Below are 21,309 nucleotides of genomic sequence, written 5' to 3'. Positions count from 1 at the left end.
AAAAAAATGCCAGACAAAACAGACCTTAGAGAAAGCTTATCAATTCCAGCATCAGACGATACAGGCCCAATTGAAGTATTTCAGAATCAAACTTTACGACCGATCCTGAAATTACAGAATGAAATTTATCTTATGCTGTTTCAGGATTATGCGGGGTCTAAAATACCAGATTTTAATTCTTTAACAACAGATAAGAAAATAAATTTCATTGAACAGAGTCTCCGGAAGGATCACGCATTGAGAAATATTTTCATCGGAATGACCATCGGAATGTTTACTGCTGATGAGATGAAAACCTATATTTCAGACAAGAATGTTTTTAACAAAAGAATTATGAAGATGCTCACCGAGCGGCTGAAAAGTCAAATGAAATTGATGTAACGTCAGTTCGAGTGTTTTTCGCAGCGCAGCGGAGAAAAATGTATCGAGAACCTCGGATTGGTGCTTTAATTTCTCGATATGCTTTTTTCAAAAGCTACTCGAAACGACGTTACGCAAACATTTATTTAAACCATTAAGGTTTTATGAAGAAGTTAAATTCTCATTCCAGCCACTTCGGATTTTGCTGTAGTACTTTTTCATAAACCGGACATTCTTCCGTGTGAGAACCTTTTAAATATCCGATACTCATCAAAAATTCATTCACAATTTCACCACCTGTAAATTTGAAGGTTTTCTTGAAAAGCTTCATCCATTCCGGCAGTGTTTTCGGGTGATGATATTCCAGCCAATTTTCAAATGAACCAAATTCTTTTTGCAATTCGATAATGGTTTTTGCGTTTTCTATCGCGGCATTGACCTTTAATTTATTTCGGATAATTCCGGGGTCATTCAAGAGTTTTTCACGATCTTCTTCTGTATATGCCGCTACTTTTTGAATATTAAAATTATCATACGCCTTCCTGAAGCCTTCTTCTTTTTTCAGGATCGTTTCCCAGCTCAATCCCGCCTGGTTAATTTCCATCACCAGTCTTCCGAACAATTCATTGTCATCATGTATCGGGAAACCGTAATGGTTGTCGTGATATTTTTTATGCAGTTCCTTCCTGCTTTCGGGCTGCATTCTGTCTATGGCTGCGCAATAACTCATTTACAAATAATTTCGTTTGGTTAAAATTCTATTTACTCTGTAAATATACAACCTGACTGTGACAGATGCATGTCAGGAGACGTTATTTATCACTTCAAACCTTTCAACACAAATTGGAATACGCTTAAGATATATTGTTATACGCCTAACTGTTATATTTATACGCTTTAATATTATAGATATACGCATAAAATATATAGAGATGCGTTTTAGATTAATATATATACATATAAGATATATAATTATACACATAAGACGTCAAATCATATGTCTTAAATATATAAATACCTATCCGGAACGTGAACAGAGGTATCTGCCGGAGATCTTTCGGGGTGAAATAAGCTTCCGTACTGTAAACAATGCAGAGGATCTCATTATAACCGACAATATACCGCTGCAAAACCCGGCCGGATATGAAAAAACCTCCGCGAAGGAGGTTTTTATAAGGTATATACTTAATGCATGGCTTCACTCAGATCAATCTTCTGTTTGCTTTTTCTTTCTTTAATGAAAAGAATAAATGGAATACAGATTAGGAAAATCACACCCAGATAGAGGAATACATCCATATAGGAAAGGACCGTAGCCTGTTTTGTTACTGAAAGATCAAGCATTTTGTAGGCGGCATTCATGGCGGCATCAGGCGTCATTCCTTTTGCCATGAAACTTCCTTTTAAAGCCTGGAGTCGTTGCTGAACAGCAAAATCATTTTCATCAAGATGCGAAATCAGGTTCAGTCTGTATTTTTGTCCGGCATTGGCAATGAAAGTCGTTATCGCTGCAATCCCGAATGATCCTCCGAGCTGCCTCATCATCCCGGTAAAAGCTGCTCCCTGCCCGATTTCCTGTCCTTTCAGTGTACTTAGAGAGAGCGATGTAATCGGGATAAATAATAATCCCAGACCGGCTCCTCTTACAATCAGCATCCAGAAAAAGGCGTCTTTACTTGTATCTGGCGTTAATATTTTGTATCCCCAGAAACTGTAGACAAAGAAGATGAATAATCCTAAAGAAACCAAAATCTGCTGTTTCGCCCCTTTCGATAATAACCTTCCGATGATCGGCATCATAAAAGCGGTGGTAAGTGCTGCAGGAATCATTAATGCTCCTGATTGAAGTGCCGTCCAGCCCAAAATACTTTGTGTATACAACGGAACGATAAAGGTAGAGCCATATAAACCGAATCCTAGTACAAAGGACATGACTGTACCGATCCTTAGGTTGCTGTTTTTCAAAACCCTTAATTCTACAATAGGATATTTGAAGGTAAGTTCCCGCCAGAGGAATAGTATAAACCCTAAAACTGCTGATACGGTAAAGAGTACAATCCATCCGCTTGCAAACCAGTCTTCTTCATGCCCTCTTTCCAAAATATACTGTAACGACCCAACGGTAACAGCCAAGAGAGCGATCCCGATCCAGTCGACATCCGAAACTTTTCTTTTTTCGGCATATTTCGGACTTCTTACAAACTGCAGGGTCATTAAAGTTGCTGCAATCCCGATTGGAATATTGATATAAAAAATATAAGGCCAGCTGAAGTTATCTACAATATACCCTCCAAGCGGTGGTCCCAGTGTAGGACCGATAATTACTCCCAGACCGTAAATGGCCTGTGCCATACTTCTTTTTTCGATGGGATAAGATTCCGTGATGATGGTTTGTGAAGTTACCAGCAAAGCGCCTCCTCCAATTCCCTGCATCAGCCTGAAGAATACCAGTTCCCAAATGTTGGTGGCATTTCCGCACAGGAATGAGAATACGGTAAATATAATAATGGATGCCGCAAAGTAATTTCTTCGTCCGAACTGCTGCGAAAGCCAGCTCGTCATCGGTACAATGATCACGTTCCCGATCGCATATGCCGTAATGACCCATCCTACCTCAGAAAGTGTGGCTCCGAGGTTACCCTTCATCTCGTTGAGGGCTACATTTACAATCGTGGAGTCCACAATTTCAAGCAAAGCACAAAGAATAGCTGTAATCGTGATGATTACTCTTCGGGCTCCATATTCTACTAATGAATCTTGCATGTTTGTTTTAATAGTATTAAAAAAGAGATTATGAGATCCAGAAACTTTATTGAAATCAGAACAAGTTTTAACGAACTAACTTTATTCTTTATTATTAATTTCCGGTTTAATGAAAAAAAAACATCCTTCATTAAACATAATTCTGAATCCCAAAAAATCTTAATTTAAAAAGTGAATTGTCAATAATCTTCTTCATTGTTGTCTGGTGTACAGCTTCATTTCAACATTCATGTTGATCTTCGTCTTCATACAGTGCCACTTCATCATCAGCCTGATTTACATTTCCACAAGGTGGCTGATTTTCATCTTCAAACTTTCACCAGCATGATGATCAAACCTCTTCTATCTTCCTCATCACCAACTGCTCTTGCATACATTGACAATTCTCTTATATTATTTTTTGAAAAGTGAATTGTCAATTGCCTGTCGTCATTATCGCCTTCGCTTTAATTTCTGCATCATAGTCGATCACCTCTACATATACTTTCTTCATTGTGATCGGCAGCGTCTTCATATCTTTCCGTTCCGGCTGCCTCCGCGATTATTGACAATCCACTTTATATTTTTATTTCAGTGAAACTTCTGCTTTTACGTTCATTCCCGTTCTTAATCTTTTGGCAACATCTTTATCAAGATTTACAAAATCAATTTTTACAGGAAGCCTCTGCACCACTTTTACGAAGTTACCGCTTGCATTATCCGGAGGAAGGATAGAGAATGTAGCACCGGTGGCTGGAGAGAAAGAGCTTACTACCCCTTCAAATTCCCTGTCCGGGAAGGCATCAATTTCAATTTTCACTTTCTGCCCTTCTACCATTTTATCAACCTGGGTTTCTTTGAAGTTGGCCACTACCCATTTCTGATCATTTTTAACCAAAGCAAACAACTGTGATCCGGCCTGTAAATACTGTCCGGCCTGAATAGGAACTTTACCCACATATCCGTTTTCAGGAGCTACAATTACCGTATAAGAAAGATTTAATCTTGCATTTTCCACATCCACTTCTCTTTGTTTGGCAACAGAACCTGCCACGCTGATCTGCTGGGAGCTTGCTGCTGTCTGGGAAGAAGCGATATTGGTTTGCTGTGCAATCTGGTTTCTCTGATCGATGAGTACCTGCAACTGTTTGTCCGCAGTTTGTTTTGCTGCCAAAGCCTGCTCGTATTGCTGTTCTGTAATAGAATGGTCTTTTACAAGATTTGCGTATCTTTTTAGATCCTGGGTAGTTTTCCAGACGTTTACTTTTGCAGCTTCAATCTGTGCATTGGCTGTAGTAACCGCGGCCTGAGAAGAGCCAATATTTTTAGAGGTGGCTGTAGTGGATGCCTGCGCATTTGAAATATTACTTTTTGCTGTAGCCAAAGCTGCTTCTGCCTGTTCAAGCACCATTTTCTGATCTCTGTTATCCAAAATAACCAGAGTATCCCCTTTTTTTACGAACTGGTTATCCTTTACTTTTACTTCCGCTACATATCCAGAAATTTTTGAGATTACGGGAGCCATGTTGGAAGCAATCTGTGCATCATCTGTCTCTTCGTGCACCTGTCCGTATGAATAAGTTCTGTATCCATAGATTCCGCCGCCGATTAAAACAACTGCTAAGATAATAGGGAATACTAAACTTTTTTTCTTTTTAGTTTCGGTTACTTGTGTAGTATTATTTTCCATTTTCGGTATCGCTCTTAATTTATTTTGTTGTTAAAGTTCCTGTAGTTTGTAATAGTTTTCTGTAAGCCAGTGCCGCATCTGCCTTTGCATTGATAACGCCTACATTGGCTGCAATCTGGGCTGCATCAGCATCAAGAAGTTCGGTCATCGTGGCAAGACCGTTGTCGTATTTATTTTTTGTTATTCTGTAGTTTTCATTCGCCTGTTCAGCAGATTTTTCAAATACCGCGATTCTTTTTTTGGAATAATCTGTGTTCTGATATTCTCTGTTGACATCCAGTTTGATGTTATCATTTAATAACTCATTGGTGGCTGTAAGCTGCATTTCTCTTGCTCTGGACTGTTTCAGTGAAGAGTTTTCTTTCCAGAGATTTGATAAATTATAGGAAATCCCGACTCCGACATTCACTGCATTATAAATCGTTAAAAACTTAGGAATATCCGCCGCAACATATCCGCCTGTAAAAGCAATAGAAGGAAGATTTTCCGCTTTTGCCGCCTTCGTTCCCAATGCTGCAGCCTGTCTCTGCTTATCCAGCGCCTGAAGATCTTTACGGTTTTCTCTTGCCGTGTTGATATAATAATCTACTGTTCTTATGTCCTCTCCTTCTTCAATATAGTTTTCATCCACTTCAATTTCCGTTGTTTCCGGAATACCGAGCAAAAGATCCATGTTGATATTGGCGATATTGTAATTATTTTTGGCTTCAAGGAGCTGCAGTTCTATGTTTGAGGTCTGAAGATTGGCTTTTAACCTGTCATTTCTTGCGATAAGGCCATTGTTTTCCATTTTAAGGAAAGTTTCATCCCTTTTTTGAGAGGCAGAAAGATTTTCTTCTAATACTTTAATCGACTGATTGGCCTTGAAAAGATTATTGTAAGCCTGTGCAACATTGTAGGCAATGGCTACTTTATCATTTTCAGTGCTTAATTTTGACGCTTCCACCAGATATTTTGCAGATTCGATACCATATTTTATTCTTCCTCCATTGTAGATAGGAACGCTGAGGTTGGCAGATCCGTAAGCCACCTGATGTACTTCAGGACCACCATCTCCGGAAACTCCCGGAAGTTTGATGTTGATATTAGGTTTTAGCGGAAGGTACATATAGCTTCCGGAAACTTTCAGCTCCGGTAACTGTCTGTTTTTTGCTTCCAGAAGGTCTGCCGTGGCCTCTTCGATCTTAGCGGCATCAATCTTCAGATTTTTGCTGTTCTGAATACCCAACTGCACAGCTTCATCAAGAGTGAGTGTTCTTTTCTCCTGTGCATTTGCCTGTGCAATTCCTATGAATAATGCCAGTGCAACAACTGAGTTATTTATTTTCTTCATACCCTAGAAGGTCTTTTAATAAGTATTTTATATGTGTATTAAGCTCTGTGTAATATGTATCGTCAAAAATTTCTTCTTCATCCGTATTATTCAGGAATTCTTTGTACATTTCCTTTGCATTGGATGCATAAAATAAAGTCCCGCTTACGGTGGAATGGAGAAGATAAATTGGCGGATTTTTTGTAAAAATTCCTTTCTTCAGCCCGCTTTCCAATATTTTTGAATACATGGAAATAAATCCCATTTTTGTCTGTTTCAGGAAATCCACAATATGAGGATTCTGCGTATGCAGCTGCTCTCTCTGCATGATTCTATAGAAACATTTCTGATGTCTTACTTTTCCTGCAAACTGGTCTACAATCTTTTCTATTTTCTCCCAATCATTAATATCGGTTCTTTCCAGAATATCTTTTGAAAAAAACTGTCCTTCATTCATCCTGTATTCCACAAGTTTTTCGTACAGCTTTTCTTTTGAACCGAAATAATAGGAGATCATCGAAATATTCACATTGGCTGCTTTGGCAATCTCCCGGATGGAAGTTCCCTCGAATCCTTTTTCAGCGAAAAGCTTCTCGGCAGCAAACAGTATATTTTCTTCTTTTGAAATCATTCTTATGTCCTCATTTTGATGGTGCAAATGTACAACCGTTTTTTAATAAATCAAACGATTGATTGATTTTTATGTTAAATTTAATTTATTTTTAATATTGGTTAATCTAACATGTTGAATTTAGACTTGTTTAGGATAAATAAATAGTCCGTCTCACAATAGTGAAACGGACTATTTTATCCTTTTACCGACCTCAGATCTGAGGCCAATTCTTTTTATTTGTCTTTTTTAAAGAGCATTATTAGCAATATTATTATCCATATTGTTAATATGAAATATCTGAAATAGTCAATATATTTTGTTGATTCATCGATAACAATAGAATTATTTAAAATTAAAAATATAATTAACAGTAGAGAAAAAACTACAATAATTATCATGATTATCTTAAACCATCTATTATTCTTATCTATTTCATTATGCTTTTTCTTTTTTCTGAATAATAATAAAAATGTTATTAATGCTAAAACTGTTTGTAAGTATATTAAATATTTTTCCATTTTTACATCTTACCGCTGTAGTAATAGTTGCTGTGAGAGATAATTATTTACAATTTCCTATTAACCTTTATGAATATAGCGTGATAATTTTATTCCCAGATCGGTCCACACGATTTTCGGGTTTCCGTTTCTGGTGAGATGGAGATCGGCAGTACTGATTTCTTCAAGAATGCTTTCGATATTGGCTCCGCTGATGAATTTTGAAAACCCGAGCCAGTTGAATCCATTGGCATCAATTTTTTTATAAACCAGATCTTCCGACTGGTAATTCTGCAACATGGCAAGCCTGAAAATTTCTGAACAGTAATTGAGGAAGTTTTTTTGCTTTTCCCGGTTCCAGCCGGCAATTTCCCTTGCCCACAAAATAATGCTTTTCAGGAACTCCGGTTTTTTCTTAACCATAAAAGCGTCCCTCACCCACTGAATAAAAAGCTTTTCAAATTCATCACTTTTATTCCCCGATTGCATCAGCTTCAGAGCAGCATTAAGATCTCCTTGTGCCTGATGGATAATCTCTCCTGTTTTATCCTGAGAAATATTGAAATTCTTTTTCAGATATGCTTCGAGATCTTCATTGTTGATTCTCGGAACTTCCACAATCTGGGTTCTGGAAAGAATGGTAGGAAGAATATCGTTGGTACTTTCTGCGGTAAGAATAATAACGGTTTTTGCAGGAGGTTCTTCTAAAAACTTCAGGAATTTGTTGGCTGCTGCAATGTTCATTTTATCGGCACGCCAAACGATGAGGATTTTGGTTCCTCCTTCAAAACTTTTTAACGAAAATTTCTGGTTTTGGTCATCAACTTCATCGGCAGAAATAAAAAGCTGCTTATTTTCTGATTCCAGAAAGGCAGTCCAGTCATCATAGCTCGAATACGGAGAATTGATAATCATCTCCCGGAATTCTTCAAATTTGTTTTTGCTTAAAGAATTTCTGTTATCGGTAAAAACCGGAAAGCTGAAATGAAGATCAAGGTGGTTGAGATGTTCTACTTTTGAAGCAGCATGTTCATTTTCACTGCTTAAAATTTCTTTTGCATATGCCAAAGCCATGGGCAAGGTTCCGTACCCCTCTTTCCCTACAAAAAGCTGGGCATGGCTCACTCTGTTTTCGGCAATACTTTCTCTCAGAAGTTTTTTCAGATTTTCCTGTCCGGCAATGTTCTCCCAATTCATGGCTCAAAGATAAAGAAATTTGTAATTTGTAGAATGTGAATTTTTTACTTCGTAAGCGAATTTTGCGTCGTAAATCAATTCTGAATTTTTATCATGTATATATAAATAATCTACAAAAATCATAAGCACAGCGAATTCACGATTGACCATTCATCATAATTATGTCTATTAATCGTCCTTAACAAACTTTAACCTCTTATAATTTTTACAATTCATTAATATTTAAGATATTTGCGCATTGTTTTAAAAATAAAGAATGAAAAAAATCTTTGTACTATCATTAATATCAGTCGGATACTTCCTAAACGCGCAGAATCTGAGTAATTCACCTTATGCGACCTACGGAATCGGGGATATTAAATATGATAATACGATCGAAACTTCCTCAATGGGAGGTATATCTACAGCTTTTATAAGCGATTTTACCAGTAATTTCAACTTTGCAAACCCTGCAAACAATGCTAATTTCGAGCTTACAAGTATTAAGCTGGAAGCTACCAACGAAAACAATTACTTTAAAACAGATTATAACAATACGAAGTCTACCAAACATTCTACGTATTTATCCAATATTTCCCTGGCTTTTCCATTATCTCCGAAACTGAAAATGGGGCTTTCTTATCAGCCTTACAGTTCCAAGAGCTATGAAATTGTTCATATCGATGACATTACAGACGAAAATGGTGTAGTATACGATAAAAGAGCCAACAGATTTAAAGGAAGCGGAACATTAAATACCGCTCAGATTGCATTAGGCTATAAAGTTAATGATAAATTTGCCGTTGGAGCCAGAGCCAACTACTATTTTGGTAACCTTTATGACCTGAATGAGCTTACTTATGCCAGCGCAGAGCTTATTAACGGTTATGAAACCAAAAACAGCATCAAAAATTTTAACTTTACGCTGGGAGCAAGCTATCAGAACCTAAATACAAGTACCGACAGAAAACTTACGATTGGTGCAACCACTACTTTTGGTAATACCAGTAACATGGCCACTGATTATGTAAACAGTACTTATTTCTATTCTGATGCCGGGCAAACTATAAAAGCCAATGAAAGTATTATTGAGAAAAGAAGTACGGATTCTAAAAATCTTATGCCGTTACAAGCCTCTTTAGGAGTAGGATACGGAGAAGAAAACAAATGGTTCTTATCCCTTCAGGGAGATTATAAAAAGGGAGAAAGCATTGCTTATTTCGGACAGTCCTTGGATCTTCAGGATTCTTACAGAATTTCTGCCGGAGGTTGGTATTTGCCTAATTACAATAACTTCAGAAGTTATTTTTCCAGAATCGTATACCGTTACGGAGCTTTTTATGAAAAGGGAAGCTTACAGATTGCTGGACAAAATATCAATAAATTTGGGGTTTCCGGAGGAGTTCTTCTGCCATTTAAGAACAGCAGCATCACAAGGATGAGCGGTCTTGAACTGGGCCTTGAAGTCGGAAAAAGAGGAACACTTAAAAATAACCTCATCAACCAAAACTATATTAACCTGAGAGTTGGTTTTAATTTTGCAGATAAGTGGTTCAGAAAGACTCTATACAACTAAAATGAAGTTCTTCAGAAACATATCATATAAAAAAAATATAGCATACCTTTTTAGTTGTGCTATATTTTTTATGGTAACATCCTGTGAGGAAGACCTTACCAATAACAAAGGTAAAAACAATAAAAACTTTGCTTCACAGATTATCAATAACGCCAATATTATTCAGCGGGATTCCGGTTTTGTAACGATGCGGGCCAAAGCTCCCATTATTGAAAAATATGAGCTTATCGACAGTCCGTATACCGTGGCAAGAAAAGGAGTGAATATTCTTTTTTTCGATAAAAAAAAGCCAAAAGTACCCGGAACAATAAAAGCAAAATATGCAAAATTCTACGATTACAAGCAATTCTACGAAGCCAGAGGTGATGTAAGAATTACAACGAATGAAAATGAAAGGTTTGCCATGCAGACCGTTTTCTGGGATCAGCGAAAGAAAAGAATCTATACCCGTGATACGGTATATGTAACGATGAAAGACGGATCAACACTGATCGGGGCACACGGAATGACCGCTAAGGATGATTTTTCCGAATATGTTTTTTACCAGAATTCGGGAGATTTTACTACCGACAAACTATCTGAAAAACAAAAATAGCATTATGACTTTCCATGCGATAGGACTGATGTCCGGAACGAGTTTAGATGGTCTGGATATTTGTTTTGTAAAATTTGAAAAAGTTCATTCCTGGAGTTTCAAAATTATAAAAGCTGAAACGGTTTCTTATTCTGAAAATCTTTACAATGACTTAAAGCATGCGATAGATCTTTCCGCAGAAAAACTGCTGGAATTGCACTCTGCATACGGATTTTTTTTAGGACAAACCGTAAAAAGCTTTATTGAAAAGCATGGGCTTAAAAACATAGATCTTATTGCTTCTCACGGCCACACGGTTTATCATCAGCCTCAAAAAAAATTTACCCTTCAGATCGGTGACGGCCGTGCTATCAGGCTGGAAACAGGTATTCCTGTTGTTTATGATTTCCGGAGCCAGGATGTATTAATGGGTGGTAACGGAGCTCCACTGGTGCCAATTGGTGACAGGCTTCTTTTTTCTGAATATCATGCATGCCTTAATCTCGGAGGTTTTTCCAATATTTCATTACAGTCTGAAGGCAGGAGAATTGCTTTTGATATTGCCCCAGTAAATATTGTTCTCAATAAACTGGCTCAATATTTAGGTAAAGATTTTGATGAAAACGGAGATTTGGCAAAAAAAGGAACTATTCATGCAAGCCTTCTTTCATCATTAAATTCATTAGAATTTTACCATCAGCCCCATCCTAAATCTTTAGGAATTGAATGGTGTAATGAAAATATATTTCCATTATTTGAAAACGTGGACCATATTGATGCTATAGCGACATTTACCGAACATACTGCTTACCAGATTGCAGAGGTGATTAATAAAAATCATCTTAAAAATGTCCTTTTTACAGGCGGTGGAACGTACAATCACTATTTAATTGAAAAAATCCGGGATAAAACACAGGCTGAAATTATCATTCCTGAAAAAGAAATTATCGATTATAAAGAAGCCCTGATTTTTGCTTTGATGGGAATTTTAAGGTTGAATAATGAAATTAACGTACTTGCTTCCGCAACGGGAAGCCCGAATGATCACAGTTCAGGAATTATTGCATAAAAAAACCTCCGTTTGCGGAGGTGCTGTTATTTATAAGCTTCGATCTTATCGGTAAGGGTGTTGATAAAGTTCTGAAGAGGTTTTTCCACCATCATTTTAATAAACGGATTAAACTTTCCTTCAAACAACATCTGTACTTCCGTCTGGTTTTCATTAACAGGATGCAAAGCTGCTGTCAGTGAAAAATCAAGACTGGAGCTTGCCGATTTCAAGACTGCCTTATCACTGGTGACTTCATCTATTTTAAGAGCAATTTCCGGCATGCCCTGCAGCCCGAATTTAAATCCGTCTTCTCTCGTTTCAAACTTCTGTAAACCATCCGGCATGAAATCTTTGTAATTTTCAGGAGATTTCAGGATTTCTACCAGGTCTTTAGATGATTTATTCACAATAATCTTTCGTCCTTCTAAATTCATTTTTTATTTTTGTATTAAATTCTTAATTCTTACAAATATATGTATAAAGTTTTTGTGAACGAAAAAAAATTACTGTTGTCTAAGCAATCTGAAAACTTAGAAAAAACGCTTGGATACGAAAACGTCACAAGCCTGGAGATCGCTCTTGATCTTCTTGAAAATACATCTGTAAAGGAATTAAACGTTTTCGGGGAAAATATCGATGAGATCTGGTCAGAATTTCAGAAACTTTTCAGGATAATAGAAGCTGCTGGCGGTATTGTAAGTAATCCTGAAGGAGATATCCTTTTTATCAAAAGACTTGGAAAATGGGATCTTCCGAAAGGAAAAATGGAAAAGGGAGAATCCCGTGAAGAATCTGCGGTAAGGGAAATTGAAGAAGAAACAGGATTGCAGAATGTGGAACTGCTAAGCTTCATCAACACTACTTATCATATTTATATTGAAAGAAACGGTGATAAAGTACTGAAATGCACGCATTGGTTCGAAATGAACTTTGATGGTGAAGATACTTCAAAACCTCAGATTGAAGAAGGCATTACTGAAGTTGCCTGGAAAAATACCCTCCAGATCGAAGAAGAAGTTTTCCCAAGCACATTTAAAAATATCAGACTTATTATCAGAGAATTTTGGAATACAAAGATTAAATAAACTCTATTGCTTTTTCCAGAGCGATGCCTCTTGAGCCTTTCAGTAAAATATTTTTCGAGAAAATTATATTCTTTTTCAGGTATTCCGTTAAAGATGATGTTTCTTCAAAACTTAATGGCGAATGATTGACCGTTCTGAAAATTTTGCCTACCGTGATGATTGCATCAAATCCCAGATCCTGAGCAAGTTTCAAAATTGCCAGATGTTCTCTTTCACTTTCGTCTCCCAGCTCAAGCATATCCCCTATGATGATTGTTTTTGAGCCTTCGAAAGTAATAAAGTTTTTGAGGGAAGCAGCCATCGAACTCGGGTTAGCATTATAAGTATCTAAAACCAGAGTTTTATTTCCTTTTTCAACAACCTGAGAACGCATATTGGTAGGAGTATAATTTTCAATAGCATGAATGACTTTATCAAAGTCAATTCCAAAATAAAGCCCCAGACTTGCCGCTGCACATAAATTGGTAAAATTATATTCCCCCGTAAGTTTTGAAACAGCTTTTTGGTTTTTATATATTAAACCTACAAAATTCTGTTCTGAAACCAATTCAAACTGATAATCCGATTCTGCATTTCCGAATGTAATTTTTCCTGAATACTCTTTTGTTTTCTCAACCTGGATGGGATCATTATCATTCACAAGAATTGTTTTGCCATTATTTTTAAGATAGTCGTATAGTTCAGATTTCCCTTTAATTACACCCTCAACTCCTCCGAATCCTTCCAGGTGCGCCTTTCCGAAATTGGTAATATATCCGAAATCAGGCATTGAGATTGTACATAAAAAATCAATTTCTTTCTGATGATTGGCTCCCATTTCTACTACCGCCATTTCATGCTCAGGTTTAATTGAAAGAATGGTTAAAGGAACGCCAATATGATTGTTTAAATTTCCACGGGTATACTGCACGTTGAATTTTTCGGAAAGTACGGCATGGATAATTTCTTTTGTTGTGGTCTTCCCATTGCTTCCCGTTAACCCGATTACAGAAATCTGAAGCTTTTTTCTATGGTATCTTGCAAGCTCCTGTAAAAACTCTAAGGTTGAAGGAACATAAAAGATATTCTTTTCAGGGTTTTCGTAATCCTGCCGCTCTACAATAACAGCCAATGCCCCTTTGTCGACGGCCTCTTCAGCTAATGTGGCTGCATTGAAATTTTCTCCCGAAAAGGCAAAGAAAATATCATTTTTTTCAATTTTTCTGCTGTCTATTACAACATGTGCAGCTTTTAAAAACAAAGGATAAAACTGTTCTGTATTCATGGTTCAAAAATAAAAAACCTTCCAGAATTCCGGAAGGTTTTTTGAAAATTATTTTGATAAATATTATCTTCTTGTTCTACTCTTATCGTTTGCTCTTGCATCCTGAGCCACACGGAATCCAATCCATCCGTATGCTTTGTTTTGATCTTTATATCTTCTTTGTCCCGGATCCAACCAGTATGCTGTATCCTGCCAAGAACCACCTTTTACAACTCTGACATCATTTGAAACTCCAGAAGTTCTTTCTTTTCTGTCTTTCTGTAATACTACTCTACCGTTCCCATCTACAATAAATCTTGATTTAGGAGAGTTGTACATATCGTATGTTGAAGCAGAATCAGAAGCATTTCTGTAGTCTAAAGAGGACATTCTGTCGCCATCTCTGTAGTTTCTGTAATCAGCAATGGTTTCTCTTTCAAAATGACCCGGAAGGTTTTTGTAAACCAATCTTCCGTCTGCCAAAGTATCATACTTGATGCTGTTTTCATCTACCATCTTGTAAGTACCGTCTCCGTTTCTTACAATAGCCTGAGGCATATTTCCTCTGTAATAGTTGAAGTCGCTGAAGTCTTCGTCAATAATTGGTCTGTATACATCTGCTGTCCATTCTGCAACGTTTCCGTACATACCATAAATTCCTAAATCATTGGAAGGGAATTGTCTAACATCAGAAGTCTGTGCAGAACCGTCGTTTTTCCAACCTGCGATACCGGAATAATCACCAGCACCCATTTTGAAGTTTTCAAGGAACATACCTCTTTCTCTTCCTTTGGTACCTCTTAGTTTTTCAATCTGAGGTGTTTTACCCATGTATTGATTGTACTCTCTGTTTTTAGCCATTCCCAGAGCTGCATATTCCCATTCTACTTCTGTAGGAAGTCTGAATTTTGTTACCATCGCAGCGTTCGGAGCTCTGTTGGCAGCAAGCAATCTTTGGTTTGTTGTTTTCAAACCTGTTTTCTGCTGCATTCTTTTTTCGTTGATATAGCCCTGCATTTCAGGATCATTCGATTTGAATTTATCCATATTGAATGCAGTTCCGCCTTGGTTATTAGATTCGTTGATATACAAATCTTTTGCGATAATACCTGCCTGCATCAAAGCTTTTTCATTAGCTCTGTCTGACAACCATTCGCAATATCTGTTTGCCTGAGTCCAAGATACTCCCACTACAGGATAGTAATCAAACTCCGGAGAACGGAAATACGTCTCGTTGTAATCATTTCTAGATAATTTGTTGTCCCACAATAAGGTATCCGGCAAAGCACCGTTGTAGATTTCCTTAAAGCTTGGATCGCTTGGAGGGAATACATACTTCAACCATGTAAGGTATTCGCGGTATTCGTAGTTAGTAATTTCAGTTTCCCCGATAAAGAAGGAACTTACCTGCATTCTGCGCGGTGAGTTATTCCAATCGTGCATAACATCATCTTTCACTAATCCCATTGTAAAAGTTCCACCTTCTACATATACCATTCCCGGCCAACCCTTTTGTTTTTGTTGCTTTCCTGCAAAAAACCAACCTTGTTTCTCGTTTGGTTTCCAACCTGTTTTGCTGACAAATTTTTTAGTACCGCCGCCATTATTAGATCCTCCGCAACTGGTTAATGCAAGTGTAGAACTTAATGCTATTAATGAAAACAACTTTAGTTTTTTCATAGTCGATATAAATATTTTCAAAGTACAAAGAAAAAATAAATTATTCAATAAATCAAGTAAAGAGTTGATTTTTTTGAAAAACGTTAACAAATTAATTTTATTGTATCACAATTTAATTATAAAATTTTCATTTATTTTGTAATTCAGAAATTTCAACAATAAACATGAAACAAAAAATTTCGCTTTTATTTTTATTAGGCTTCGTATCAACATTCTGGGCTCAGAGAATCTCCATAGAATGGGATGGCTCTAAAATCCGGGATTATGGTGATACCAAACTCAATCTTCCCAATTTTAAAAATCAGGGATTTTCATTCAGCCAAAATAACATTTTTATAACAACCAGACAACAGGTTGGTGAAAAGCAGTTAAAAGTTTCCAATCCTGTATGGGAAAATATCCCTGCAAAAGATTTATATGAGATAAGCAAAGATCTTCTTCCTGATTATGAAATTAAAGACGTTGCCTATTATAATTCTGAAGGAGAGCGTTATGCAAATATTAACGTAGCATTATTTAAAAGAGAAAAAGGACAGGTAAAACGTTTGTCTTCATTTGAAATTTCAGAAACAAATACCTCCAACAGCCTCGGAAACACTTTAAAAGTAGGAACCACTACCAACCCTTTATCAACCGGAAATTTTTATAAGATTAAAGTTGACAAATCCGGGATTTTTAAAATTACGAAACAGTTTTTGCAGGACAACGGCATCAATCCTTCTTCTGTAAATCCTAAAAACTTCAGAATCTACGGAAACGGAGGCATCATGCTTCCCGAATTTAATCAGAATGTGAAATACAGTGCGCTTCAGGAAAATGCCATCCAGGTTGTGGGAGAAGATGATGGTGTGTGGCATGATAGTGATTATGCATTGTTCTATGCACAAGGACCGGATGGGTATAATCTTTACAATACTTCCAACGGAAACGGATTTAAAAGAACAGATACCAGAAGTGACAGAAGTGAGAATGTGAAAAACATTTATGAAGATTATTCTTATTATTATATCAATTTTGATAAAGGTCCGGGAAAAAGGGTTCAGAATGTGGACGTTAACCTTCCTGCTACTCCACTTATTACGAGATTTGATAATTATCAGGTAGTAAATAAAGACCAGAAAAATCTGATGAAAGTAGGGAGATTATGGGTTGAAGACACTCCGTTTACAACCGATAAAGCAGTAACTTTTACTACAGCCTCAGCCATTCAGGGTGGTGATGAGATACGATACAGAGTGCAGGTAATCGGATATAAATCACAGCAAAACAGCATATCCTTTGATATTAATACGCAAAATCCTTTAAACACGGCTATCCCATCTGCAAACTCCGGAGGAACCAATGAGTTTTTCCCATTGAGATATTCCGGGCTAATAACAGGACTGAGCGGAAATCAGATCACATTTAACCTAAAACCGAACATTACGGTAAATCCCAACGGAAATTTTTATGTAGATTATCTCGAAGTACAATATAAGGATAACCTTAGCTTCAACGGTACACAAATGAATTTCAGAGATTTCTCTTTGGTAAGCGGCAGCAATACTACTTACGGTTTCAGCTTATCCAATGCCTCTTCTGCAGAACAGATATGGGACGTTACGGACATCACCAATGCCAACAGAAGAGTGAATAAAGCAGCAGGAAATACAACATTTAATTTTGCTTATACTGCGGCAGACCAAAATTTTAATAATGAATTTGTAGCTTTTAAAGCAGATGCTGCCTATTCTCCACAATTTGTAGGACGTATCAATAACCAGAATCTTTCCGCACTTCAGAATATAGATTATCTGATCATTACCGTTCCGGAAATGATGGGACAGGCGCAGAGACTGGCTAATTATCATCAGACCAAAAACAATTATAATGTACAGATTGTTGATACGGACAAAATATATAATGAATTCGGGAGCGGAAGCAGAGATCTTACGGCAATCAGGGACTTTGTAACAAAGCTTAACACGCCTTTAGGAACCTTAAAATATGTATTTATTTTAGGAGACACTTCATATGATTTTAAAAACAGAGTCTCCAATAATTCCAATGTTGTGACAAGTTATCAAAGTGAAGAATCTTCTGATGTGATAAGATCTTTCGTTACAGATGATTATATTGTAATGACGAAGCCACAAACAACCGAATTTATTACCAACAATCTGCCAGATCTCCCTGTTGGAAGACTTCCTGCTGCTAATGTGACGGAGGCTGCCAATATGATGGATAAAACCCTGGCTTATTACAACAATTTATCAGGACAGTCTACTCCATTCGGAGAATGGAAAATGAAGCTCGACTTTATCGTAGATGATGATAATGACGGCGGAACACCTTTCCATACCGTTATGAATAATTCTTTGGCCACGGTTTTTGAGCAGCCAACGCAGGTACTCAAAGAATACAATGTAAGGAAATTATATCTTGATGCTTTTCAGGCACAGAGTACCGCAGGAGGACAAAGGTATCCTCAGGTAAACCAGGCTATCTCAAATGACATAGGAAACAGTCTGTATATGTTCTATTTCGGACATGGAGGAATCAACGGATGGGCACAGGAAAGAGTTTTAACCTTATCTGAAATTCAGAATGCCAACAATTTTTCTAATGTTTACAGCAGATTTCCTTTTGTGTCGACCATTACCTGTGAGTTTACGCTTTGGGATGAGCCTGATACCTCTTCGGCAGGTGAGCAGTTCCTTAAAATGAAACAGGGCGGTCCTGCCGCTATGATTACTTCAAGCCGTGCCATTGATGTAGGATACGGGGTGGATTTTACCAATCTGTACACCCAGAATATTTTTAAACTAAATAATGATGATTTTCAGACACTCGGAATTGCACATCTGAATGCCAAAAAGCAAAAAGGTTCAGCAACAGACCACCTGAAAGTTAATTTTCTGGGAGATCCTGCGATGAAACTGAGCAGACCACAACGATTACTTGTCATTGATAATATTGACACTCCGGTTCCGGGACTTATCAGAGGTTTGGATTTTGTTAAAGTAACAGGACACATCAATAATCCGAACGGAACGATTAATACAACTTTCAACGGGCGTGTGGTCATTAATATTTTTGACAAAAGATTAAATAAAACCACATTGAATAACGACGGCGGCCTAACCCCTGTTTTACAATACACAGAAGAAGGAAGTGCTATTGTAAAAGCTTCGGGAACTGCAGTAAACGGAGTATTCACGGTAGAATTTTATGTACCTAAAGATATTAACTATGCTGTGGGACAAGGAAGAATTCTTGGGTATGCAGATAATAAAGCAAGCGATGTATTCAATAATCAGGCAGTACAGGTAGGAGATATCAATCCAAACGGGATTAATGACAACGAGCCGCCGAAAGTGAAACTTTATATGAATAACACCAACTTTGCCGATGGTGGTATTACAGATCAAAACCCAATGCTGCTTGCATGTATTACGGATGACAAGGGAATTAATTCTACAGGGTCTGGTATCGGTCACGATATTACTGTATATTTGGACGGCCAAATTATCAATACCGTTGTATTAAATGATTTTTTTGCTTCCGGAGAAGGAAACGGATGCCTGAATCCAAGTCTGGCAGACTATCAGAAAGGGAATGTTACTTATCCTTTCAGGAATCTTTCCACAGGGCAGCATCAATTGACATTTAAAGTTTGGGATATAAACAATAATTCTACAACTGCAACGTTAAATTTTGAAGTTAAGGATGAAGCAGACCAGCATCTGGTGATTAACAGACCGTTAAACTGGCCGAATCCTTTTACCAACAAGACATACATTCAGTTTGAACATAACTGTGATGATATGCTGGATGTAAATGTTCAGATATATACCATTACCGGAAAATTGGTAAGAACTTTATCTCAGCCGGTAGTTGCAGAACCGTTCCTGCAGGGCTTTAGAACGCCGCGTCAGGCTATAGAATGGGACGGAAGAGATGATTTTGGTGCCACAGTAGCAAAAGGTACGTATATTTTTAAGATATTTGCAAAAAGTCAAAATCAAGAAAAATGCAAAGGAAGTGCTACAGCTGTAGAAAAAATGGTACTTTTGAAATAATTTTAAAACAATAACAATAATAATATCAATAAAAAACTGATAATATATAAAAGACAACATATGAATTTAACTACTAAACTGCTTTTAGGAATTGGGTTAAGTGCTGGCTTTTTAGGCTATTCTCAAGATTTAAGCCTTGTAAGACCTGTATTAACCGGAGCTCCTTTCTTAAGAATCGCGCCAGATGCAAGAGCTGGAGGTATGGGGGATCAGGGTGTCGTTACCTCTCCGGATGCTTTTTCTCAATTCTGGAATGCTGCAAAATATCCTTTCAGCAGAACAAGTTCTTCTGTGGGATTAAATTACACTCCGTACATGGGAAAACTTACCAATGATGTGTTTTTATTGTATGGAGCGTTCCATAAATTTTTAGGGCAGGAAGAGCGATCTACCATTTCAGCAAGTATTTATTACTTTAATATGGGTGAAGTGGATCTTACTCAGTTAGTAGGAAATGAAGTAACTTCATTGGGTACTTCCAAGCCAAACGAATTCTCAATTGACGTTGCTTATGCTTTGAAACTATCTGATTCATTCTCCGGTGCTGTTACCGGTAGATTCATCCGTTCAGACTTAGCTGGAGGATTCAATACAGATACGACTTTGAAACCAGCTAATAGCTTTGCTGTAGATGTTTCCGCGTACTATACTTCTCCAAGATTCTCAAGTTTTGGGAATATGGACGGAAAAATAAACGCAGGTTTTACTATTCAGAACGTAGGTCCAAAATTAGACTATACAGGAAACGAAGAATCAAGATCCTACCTTCCTACCATGGCAAGATTAGGACTTGGTTACGACATGTATCTTGATGATATGAACAGAGTAGGCATTAGCTTTGAAGGTTCTAAAATCCTGGTTCCGGGGTCGGAATATGTAGGAACAGATCCCAATACAAGACAACCGATCTATGAAGTTCCAAACGTGGGGCCAATTGCTGGTATCGGAAAATCCTTTAAAAATCCGAATTCTATCATGATGAGTGGAGCCTTGGAGTATTCTTATGACAATGCATTTTCAGTAAGAACAGGTTATTTCCACGAAAGTGAAGAGCAGGGAGCAAGACAATTTGCTACTGCAGGTATCGGATTAAAATACCGTTCTTTCGGTCTTGATATTTCCTACCTTATCAATATGTCGAAAATCAATACTGCATTGGACAACACCCTGCGTTTCGGACTTACCTGGAACATCGGTGAAGAAACATCAAATGTAGATTATTAAGAAATACCATATATCAAACAAAAGTCTCATAAAAATATGAGACTTTTTTATTTTCAGAAGCTTTTTGACTTCGTCGAATTGTAATTAATATTTTTTAAGGAGCAATTTGATTACATCGAAAAGCAATGTATATATTTTATTGGAAGCTTTTTCCCGCTCTCCGCACTTGCTATTTTATTTTTCGGATTGCGGCGGCTTCGCCGCCGCAATCCGAAAAATAAAATGAGCTCAGACAATTGCTGCGATCGGTGCTATATTGCAGGACTGGTGACTTCGAGAACCTCAGTCACCATTGAAAATTCAGACTTTCTTAGCCAGCAATGAGCATTAAAATGTTGAAACTATAAATTCTATAGGTTTTTCATAGGTTTACACTTCTTAAAAATTTATTCAGATGGTTTAAAATTTGCTGATGAATTTCTCAG

The 21,309-nt window shown here is 37.2% G+C and carries 17 protein-coding genes; 7 read left to right on the top strand and 10 right to left on the bottom strand.

All coding sequences use genetic code 11. The annotated features are described in order from the left end of the window. Nucleotides 1-6: 6 nt before the first annotated feature. Nucleotides 7-381, top strand: coding sequence for a glyoxalase (locus ODE14_RS00815; RefSeq protein WP_263602577.1), 375 nt, complete (start codon nt 7-9; stop codon nt 379-381). Between the two features lie 160 nt (nt 382-541). On the opposite strand, the gene ODE14_RS00810 is transcribed toward ODE14_RS00815, so the two are convergent. The 7 genes from ODE14_RS00810 to ODE14_RS00780 form a co-directional block, all read right to left on the bottom strand. Next, nucleotides 542-1,090 carry a DNA-3-methyladenine glycosylase I gene (locus tag ODE14_RS00810; protein WP_263602576.1) on the bottom strand — a complete coding sequence of 183 codons (549 nt, stop codon included), beginning with the start codon at nt 1,088-1,090 and terminating at the stop codon, nt 542-544. Between the two features lie 455 nt (nt 1,091-1,545). After that, nucleotides 1,546-3,123 carry a DHA2 family efflux MFS transporter permease subunit gene (locus ODE14_RS00805; protein ID WP_263602575.1) on the bottom strand — a complete coding sequence of 526 codons (1,578 nt, stop codon included), beginning with the start codon at nt 3,121-3,123 and terminating at the stop codon, nt 1,546-1,548. Between the two features lie 565 nt (nt 3,124-3,688). Next, nucleotides 3,689-4,792, bottom strand: coding sequence for an HlyD family secretion protein (locus tag ODE14_RS00800; RefSeq protein WP_263602574.1), 1,104 nt, complete (start codon nt 4,790-4,792; stop codon nt 3,689-3,691). A gap of 19 nt (nt 4,793-4,811) precedes the next feature. Then, nucleotides 4,812-6,125, bottom strand: a complete 1,314-nt coding sequence (locus tag ODE14_RS00795) for a TolC family protein (RefSeq protein ID WP_263602573.1) — start codon at nt 6,123-6,125, stop codon at nt 4,812-4,814. After that, nucleotides 6,109-6,735, bottom strand: a complete 627-nt coding sequence (locus ODE14_RS00790) for a TetR/AcrR family transcriptional regulator (RefSeq protein ID WP_248394272.1) — start codon at nt 6,733-6,735, stop codon at nt 6,109-6,111. The genes ODE14_RS00795 and ODE14_RS00790 overlap by 17 nt, the downstream gene beginning before the upstream one ends. Before the next feature lie 215 nt (nt 6,736-6,950). Then, nucleotides 6,951-7,235: a hypothetical protein gene (locus ODE14_RS00785; RefSeq protein ID WP_263602572.1), complete on the bottom strand. Its 285-nt coding sequence runs from the start codon at nt 7,233-7,235 to the stop codon at nt 6,951-6,953. 60 nt (nt 7,236-7,295) lie between these two features. Continuing rightward, nucleotides 7,296-8,411 carry an ATP-binding protein gene (locus tag ODE14_RS00780; protein WP_263602571.1) on the bottom strand — a complete coding sequence of 372 codons (1,116 nt, stop codon included), beginning with the start codon at nt 8,409-8,411 and terminating at the stop codon, nt 7,296-7,298. Between the two features lie 256 nt (nt 8,412-8,667). On the opposite strand from ODE14_RS00780, the gene ODE14_RS00775 reads away from it, so the two are divergent. From ODE14_RS00775 to ODE14_RS00765, 3 genes are read left to right on the top strand one after another with little or no spacing between them, the layout of a single operon-like run. Next, nucleotides 8,668-9,966, top strand: coding sequence for a hypothetical protein (locus ODE14_RS00775; protein WP_248394276.1), 1,299 nt, complete (start codon nt 8,668-8,670; stop codon nt 9,964-9,966). Between the two features lies 1 nt (nt 9,967). Then, nucleotides 9,968-10,561 carry an LPS export ABC transporter periplasmic protein LptC gene (gene lptC, locus ODE14_RS00770; RefSeq protein ID WP_248394277.1) on the top strand — a complete coding sequence of 198 codons (594 nt, stop codon included), beginning with the start codon at nt 9,968-9,970 and terminating at the stop codon, nt 10,559-10,561. Nucleotides 10,562-10,565: 4 nt separating this feature from the next. After that, nucleotides 10,566-11,609, top strand: coding sequence for an anhydro-N-acetylmuramic acid kinase (locus ODE14_RS00765; protein WP_263602570.1), 1,044 nt, complete (start codon nt 10,566-10,568; stop codon nt 11,607-11,609). A 26-nt stretch (nt 11,610-11,635) separates the two neighbouring features. Here ODE14_RS00765 and ODE14_RS00760 read toward each other — a convergent pair whose 3' ends face one another. Further along, nucleotides 11,636-12,025 carry an SRPBCC family protein gene (locus tag ODE14_RS00760; RefSeq protein WP_263602569.1) on the bottom strand — a complete coding sequence of 130 codons (390 nt, stop codon included), beginning with the start codon at nt 12,023-12,025 and terminating at the stop codon, nt 11,636-11,638. 75 nt (nt 12,026-12,100) lie between these two features. Here ODE14_RS00760 and ODE14_RS00755 point away from each other — a divergent pair, with 75 nt between their 5' ends. Next, nucleotides 12,101-12,676 carry an NUDIX hydrolase gene (locus tag ODE14_RS00755; protein ID WP_263602568.1) on the top strand — a complete coding sequence of 192 codons (576 nt, stop codon included), beginning with the start codon at nt 12,101-12,103 and terminating at the stop codon, nt 12,674-12,676. Here the strand turns inward: ODE14_RS00755 and ODE14_RS00750 are convergent. Both ODE14_RS00750 and gldJ read right to left on the bottom strand, forming a co-directional pair. Beyond that, nucleotides 12,669-13,940, bottom strand: coding sequence for a UDP-N-acetylmuramoyl-tripeptide--D-alanyl-D-alanine ligase (locus ODE14_RS00750; protein ID WP_263602567.1), 1,272 nt, complete (start codon nt 13,938-13,940; stop codon nt 12,669-12,671). The genes ODE14_RS00755 and ODE14_RS00750 overlap by 8 nt on opposite strands. 63 nt (nt 13,941-14,003) lie before the next feature. Then, complete coding sequence (gene gldJ, locus ODE14_RS00745) at nt 14,004-15,599, bottom strand: gliding motility lipoprotein GldJ (protein WP_248394281.1); 1,596 nt, start codon at nt 15,597-15,599, stop codon at nt 14,004-14,006. Between the two features lie 164 nt (nt 15,600-15,763). On the opposite strand from gldJ, the gene porU reads away from it, so the two are divergent. Further along, on the top strand, nt 15,764-19,660 hold the full coding sequence (porU, locus tag ODE14_RS00740) for a type IX secretion system sortase PorU (RefSeq protein WP_263602566.1): 3,897 nt from the start codon (nt 15,764-15,766) through the stop codon (nt 19,658-19,660). Between the two features lie 60 nt (nt 19,661-19,720). Next, nucleotides 19,721-20,884, top strand: coding sequence for a type IX secretion system outer membrane channel protein PorV (porV, locus tag ODE14_RS00735; protein WP_263602565.1), 1,164 nt, complete (start codon nt 19,721-19,723; stop codon nt 20,882-20,884). Nucleotides 20,885-21,309 lie beyond the last annotated feature (425 nt).

Origin of the sequence: Chryseobacterium sp. PET-29, assembly GCF_025736815.1 — a bacterium.
Classification (GTDB): domain Bacteria; phylum Bacteroidota; class Bacteroidia; order Flavobacteriales; family Weeksellaceae; genus Chryseobacterium; species Chryseobacterium nepalense.
The sequence above is the reverse complement of the archived record's forward strand: the minus strand, read 5'-3'. Positions and strand labels throughout refer to the sequence as shown.

Coding starts and splice junctions, on each gene's coding strand:
- ODE14_RS00790 (WP_248394272.1), bottom strand. CDS start 6,735: ATGATTTCAAAAGAAGAAAATATACTGTTTGCTGCCGAGAAGCTTTTC.
- ODE14_RS00780 (WP_263602571.1), bottom strand. CDS start 8,411: ATGAATTGGGAGAACATTGCCGGACAGGAAAATCTGAAAAAACTTCTG.
- porV (WP_263602565.1), top strand. CDS start 19,721: ATGAATTTAACTACTAAACTGCTTTTAGGAATTGGGTTAAGTGCTGGC.
- ODE14_RS00800 (WP_263602574.1), bottom strand. CDS start 4,792: ATGGAAAATAATACTACACAAGTAACCGAAACTAAAAAGAAAAAAAGT.
- ODE14_RS00815 (WP_263602577.1), top strand. CDS start 7: ATGCCAGACAAAACAGACCTTAGAGAAAGCTTATCAATTCCAGCATCA.
- ODE14_RS00765 (WP_263602570.1), top strand. CDS start 10,566: ATGACTTTCCATGCGATAGGACTGATGTCCGGAACGAGTTTAGATGGT.
- ODE14_RS00750 (WP_263602567.1), bottom strand. CDS start 13,940: ATGAATACAGAACAGTTTTATCCTTTGTTTTTAAAAGCTGCACATGTT.
- ODE14_RS00760 (WP_263602569.1), bottom strand. CDS start 12,025: ATGAATTTAGAAGGACGAAAGATTATTGTGAATAAATCATCTAAAGAC.
- porU (WP_263602566.1), top strand. CDS start 15,764: ATGAAACAAAAAATTTCGCTTTTATTTTTATTAGGCTTCGTATCAACA.
- ODE14_RS00785 (WP_263602572.1), bottom strand. CDS start 7,235: ATGGAAAAATATTTAATATACTTACAAACAGTTTTAGCATTAATAACA.
- ODE14_RS00805 (WP_263602575.1), bottom strand. CDS start 3,123: ATGCAAGATTCATTAGTAGAATATGGAGCCCGAAGAGTAATCATCACG.
- ODE14_RS00775 (WP_248394276.1), top strand. CDS start 8,668: ATGAAAAAAATCTTTGTACTATCATTAATATCAGTCGGATACTTCCTA.
- ODE14_RS00810 (WP_263602576.1), bottom strand. CDS start 1,090: ATGAGTTATTGCGCAGCCATAGACAGAATGCAGCCCGAAAGCAGGAAG.
- ODE14_RS00795 (WP_263602573.1), bottom strand. CDS start 6,125: ATGAAGAAAATAAATAACTCAGTTGTTGCACTGGCATTATTCATAGGA.
- gldJ (WP_248394281.1), bottom strand. CDS start 15,599: ATGAAAAAACTAAAGTTGTTTTCATTAATAGCATTAAGTTCTACACTT.
- lptC (WP_248394277.1), top strand. CDS start 9,968: ATGAAGTTCTTCAGAAACATATCATATAAAAAAAATATAGCATACCTT.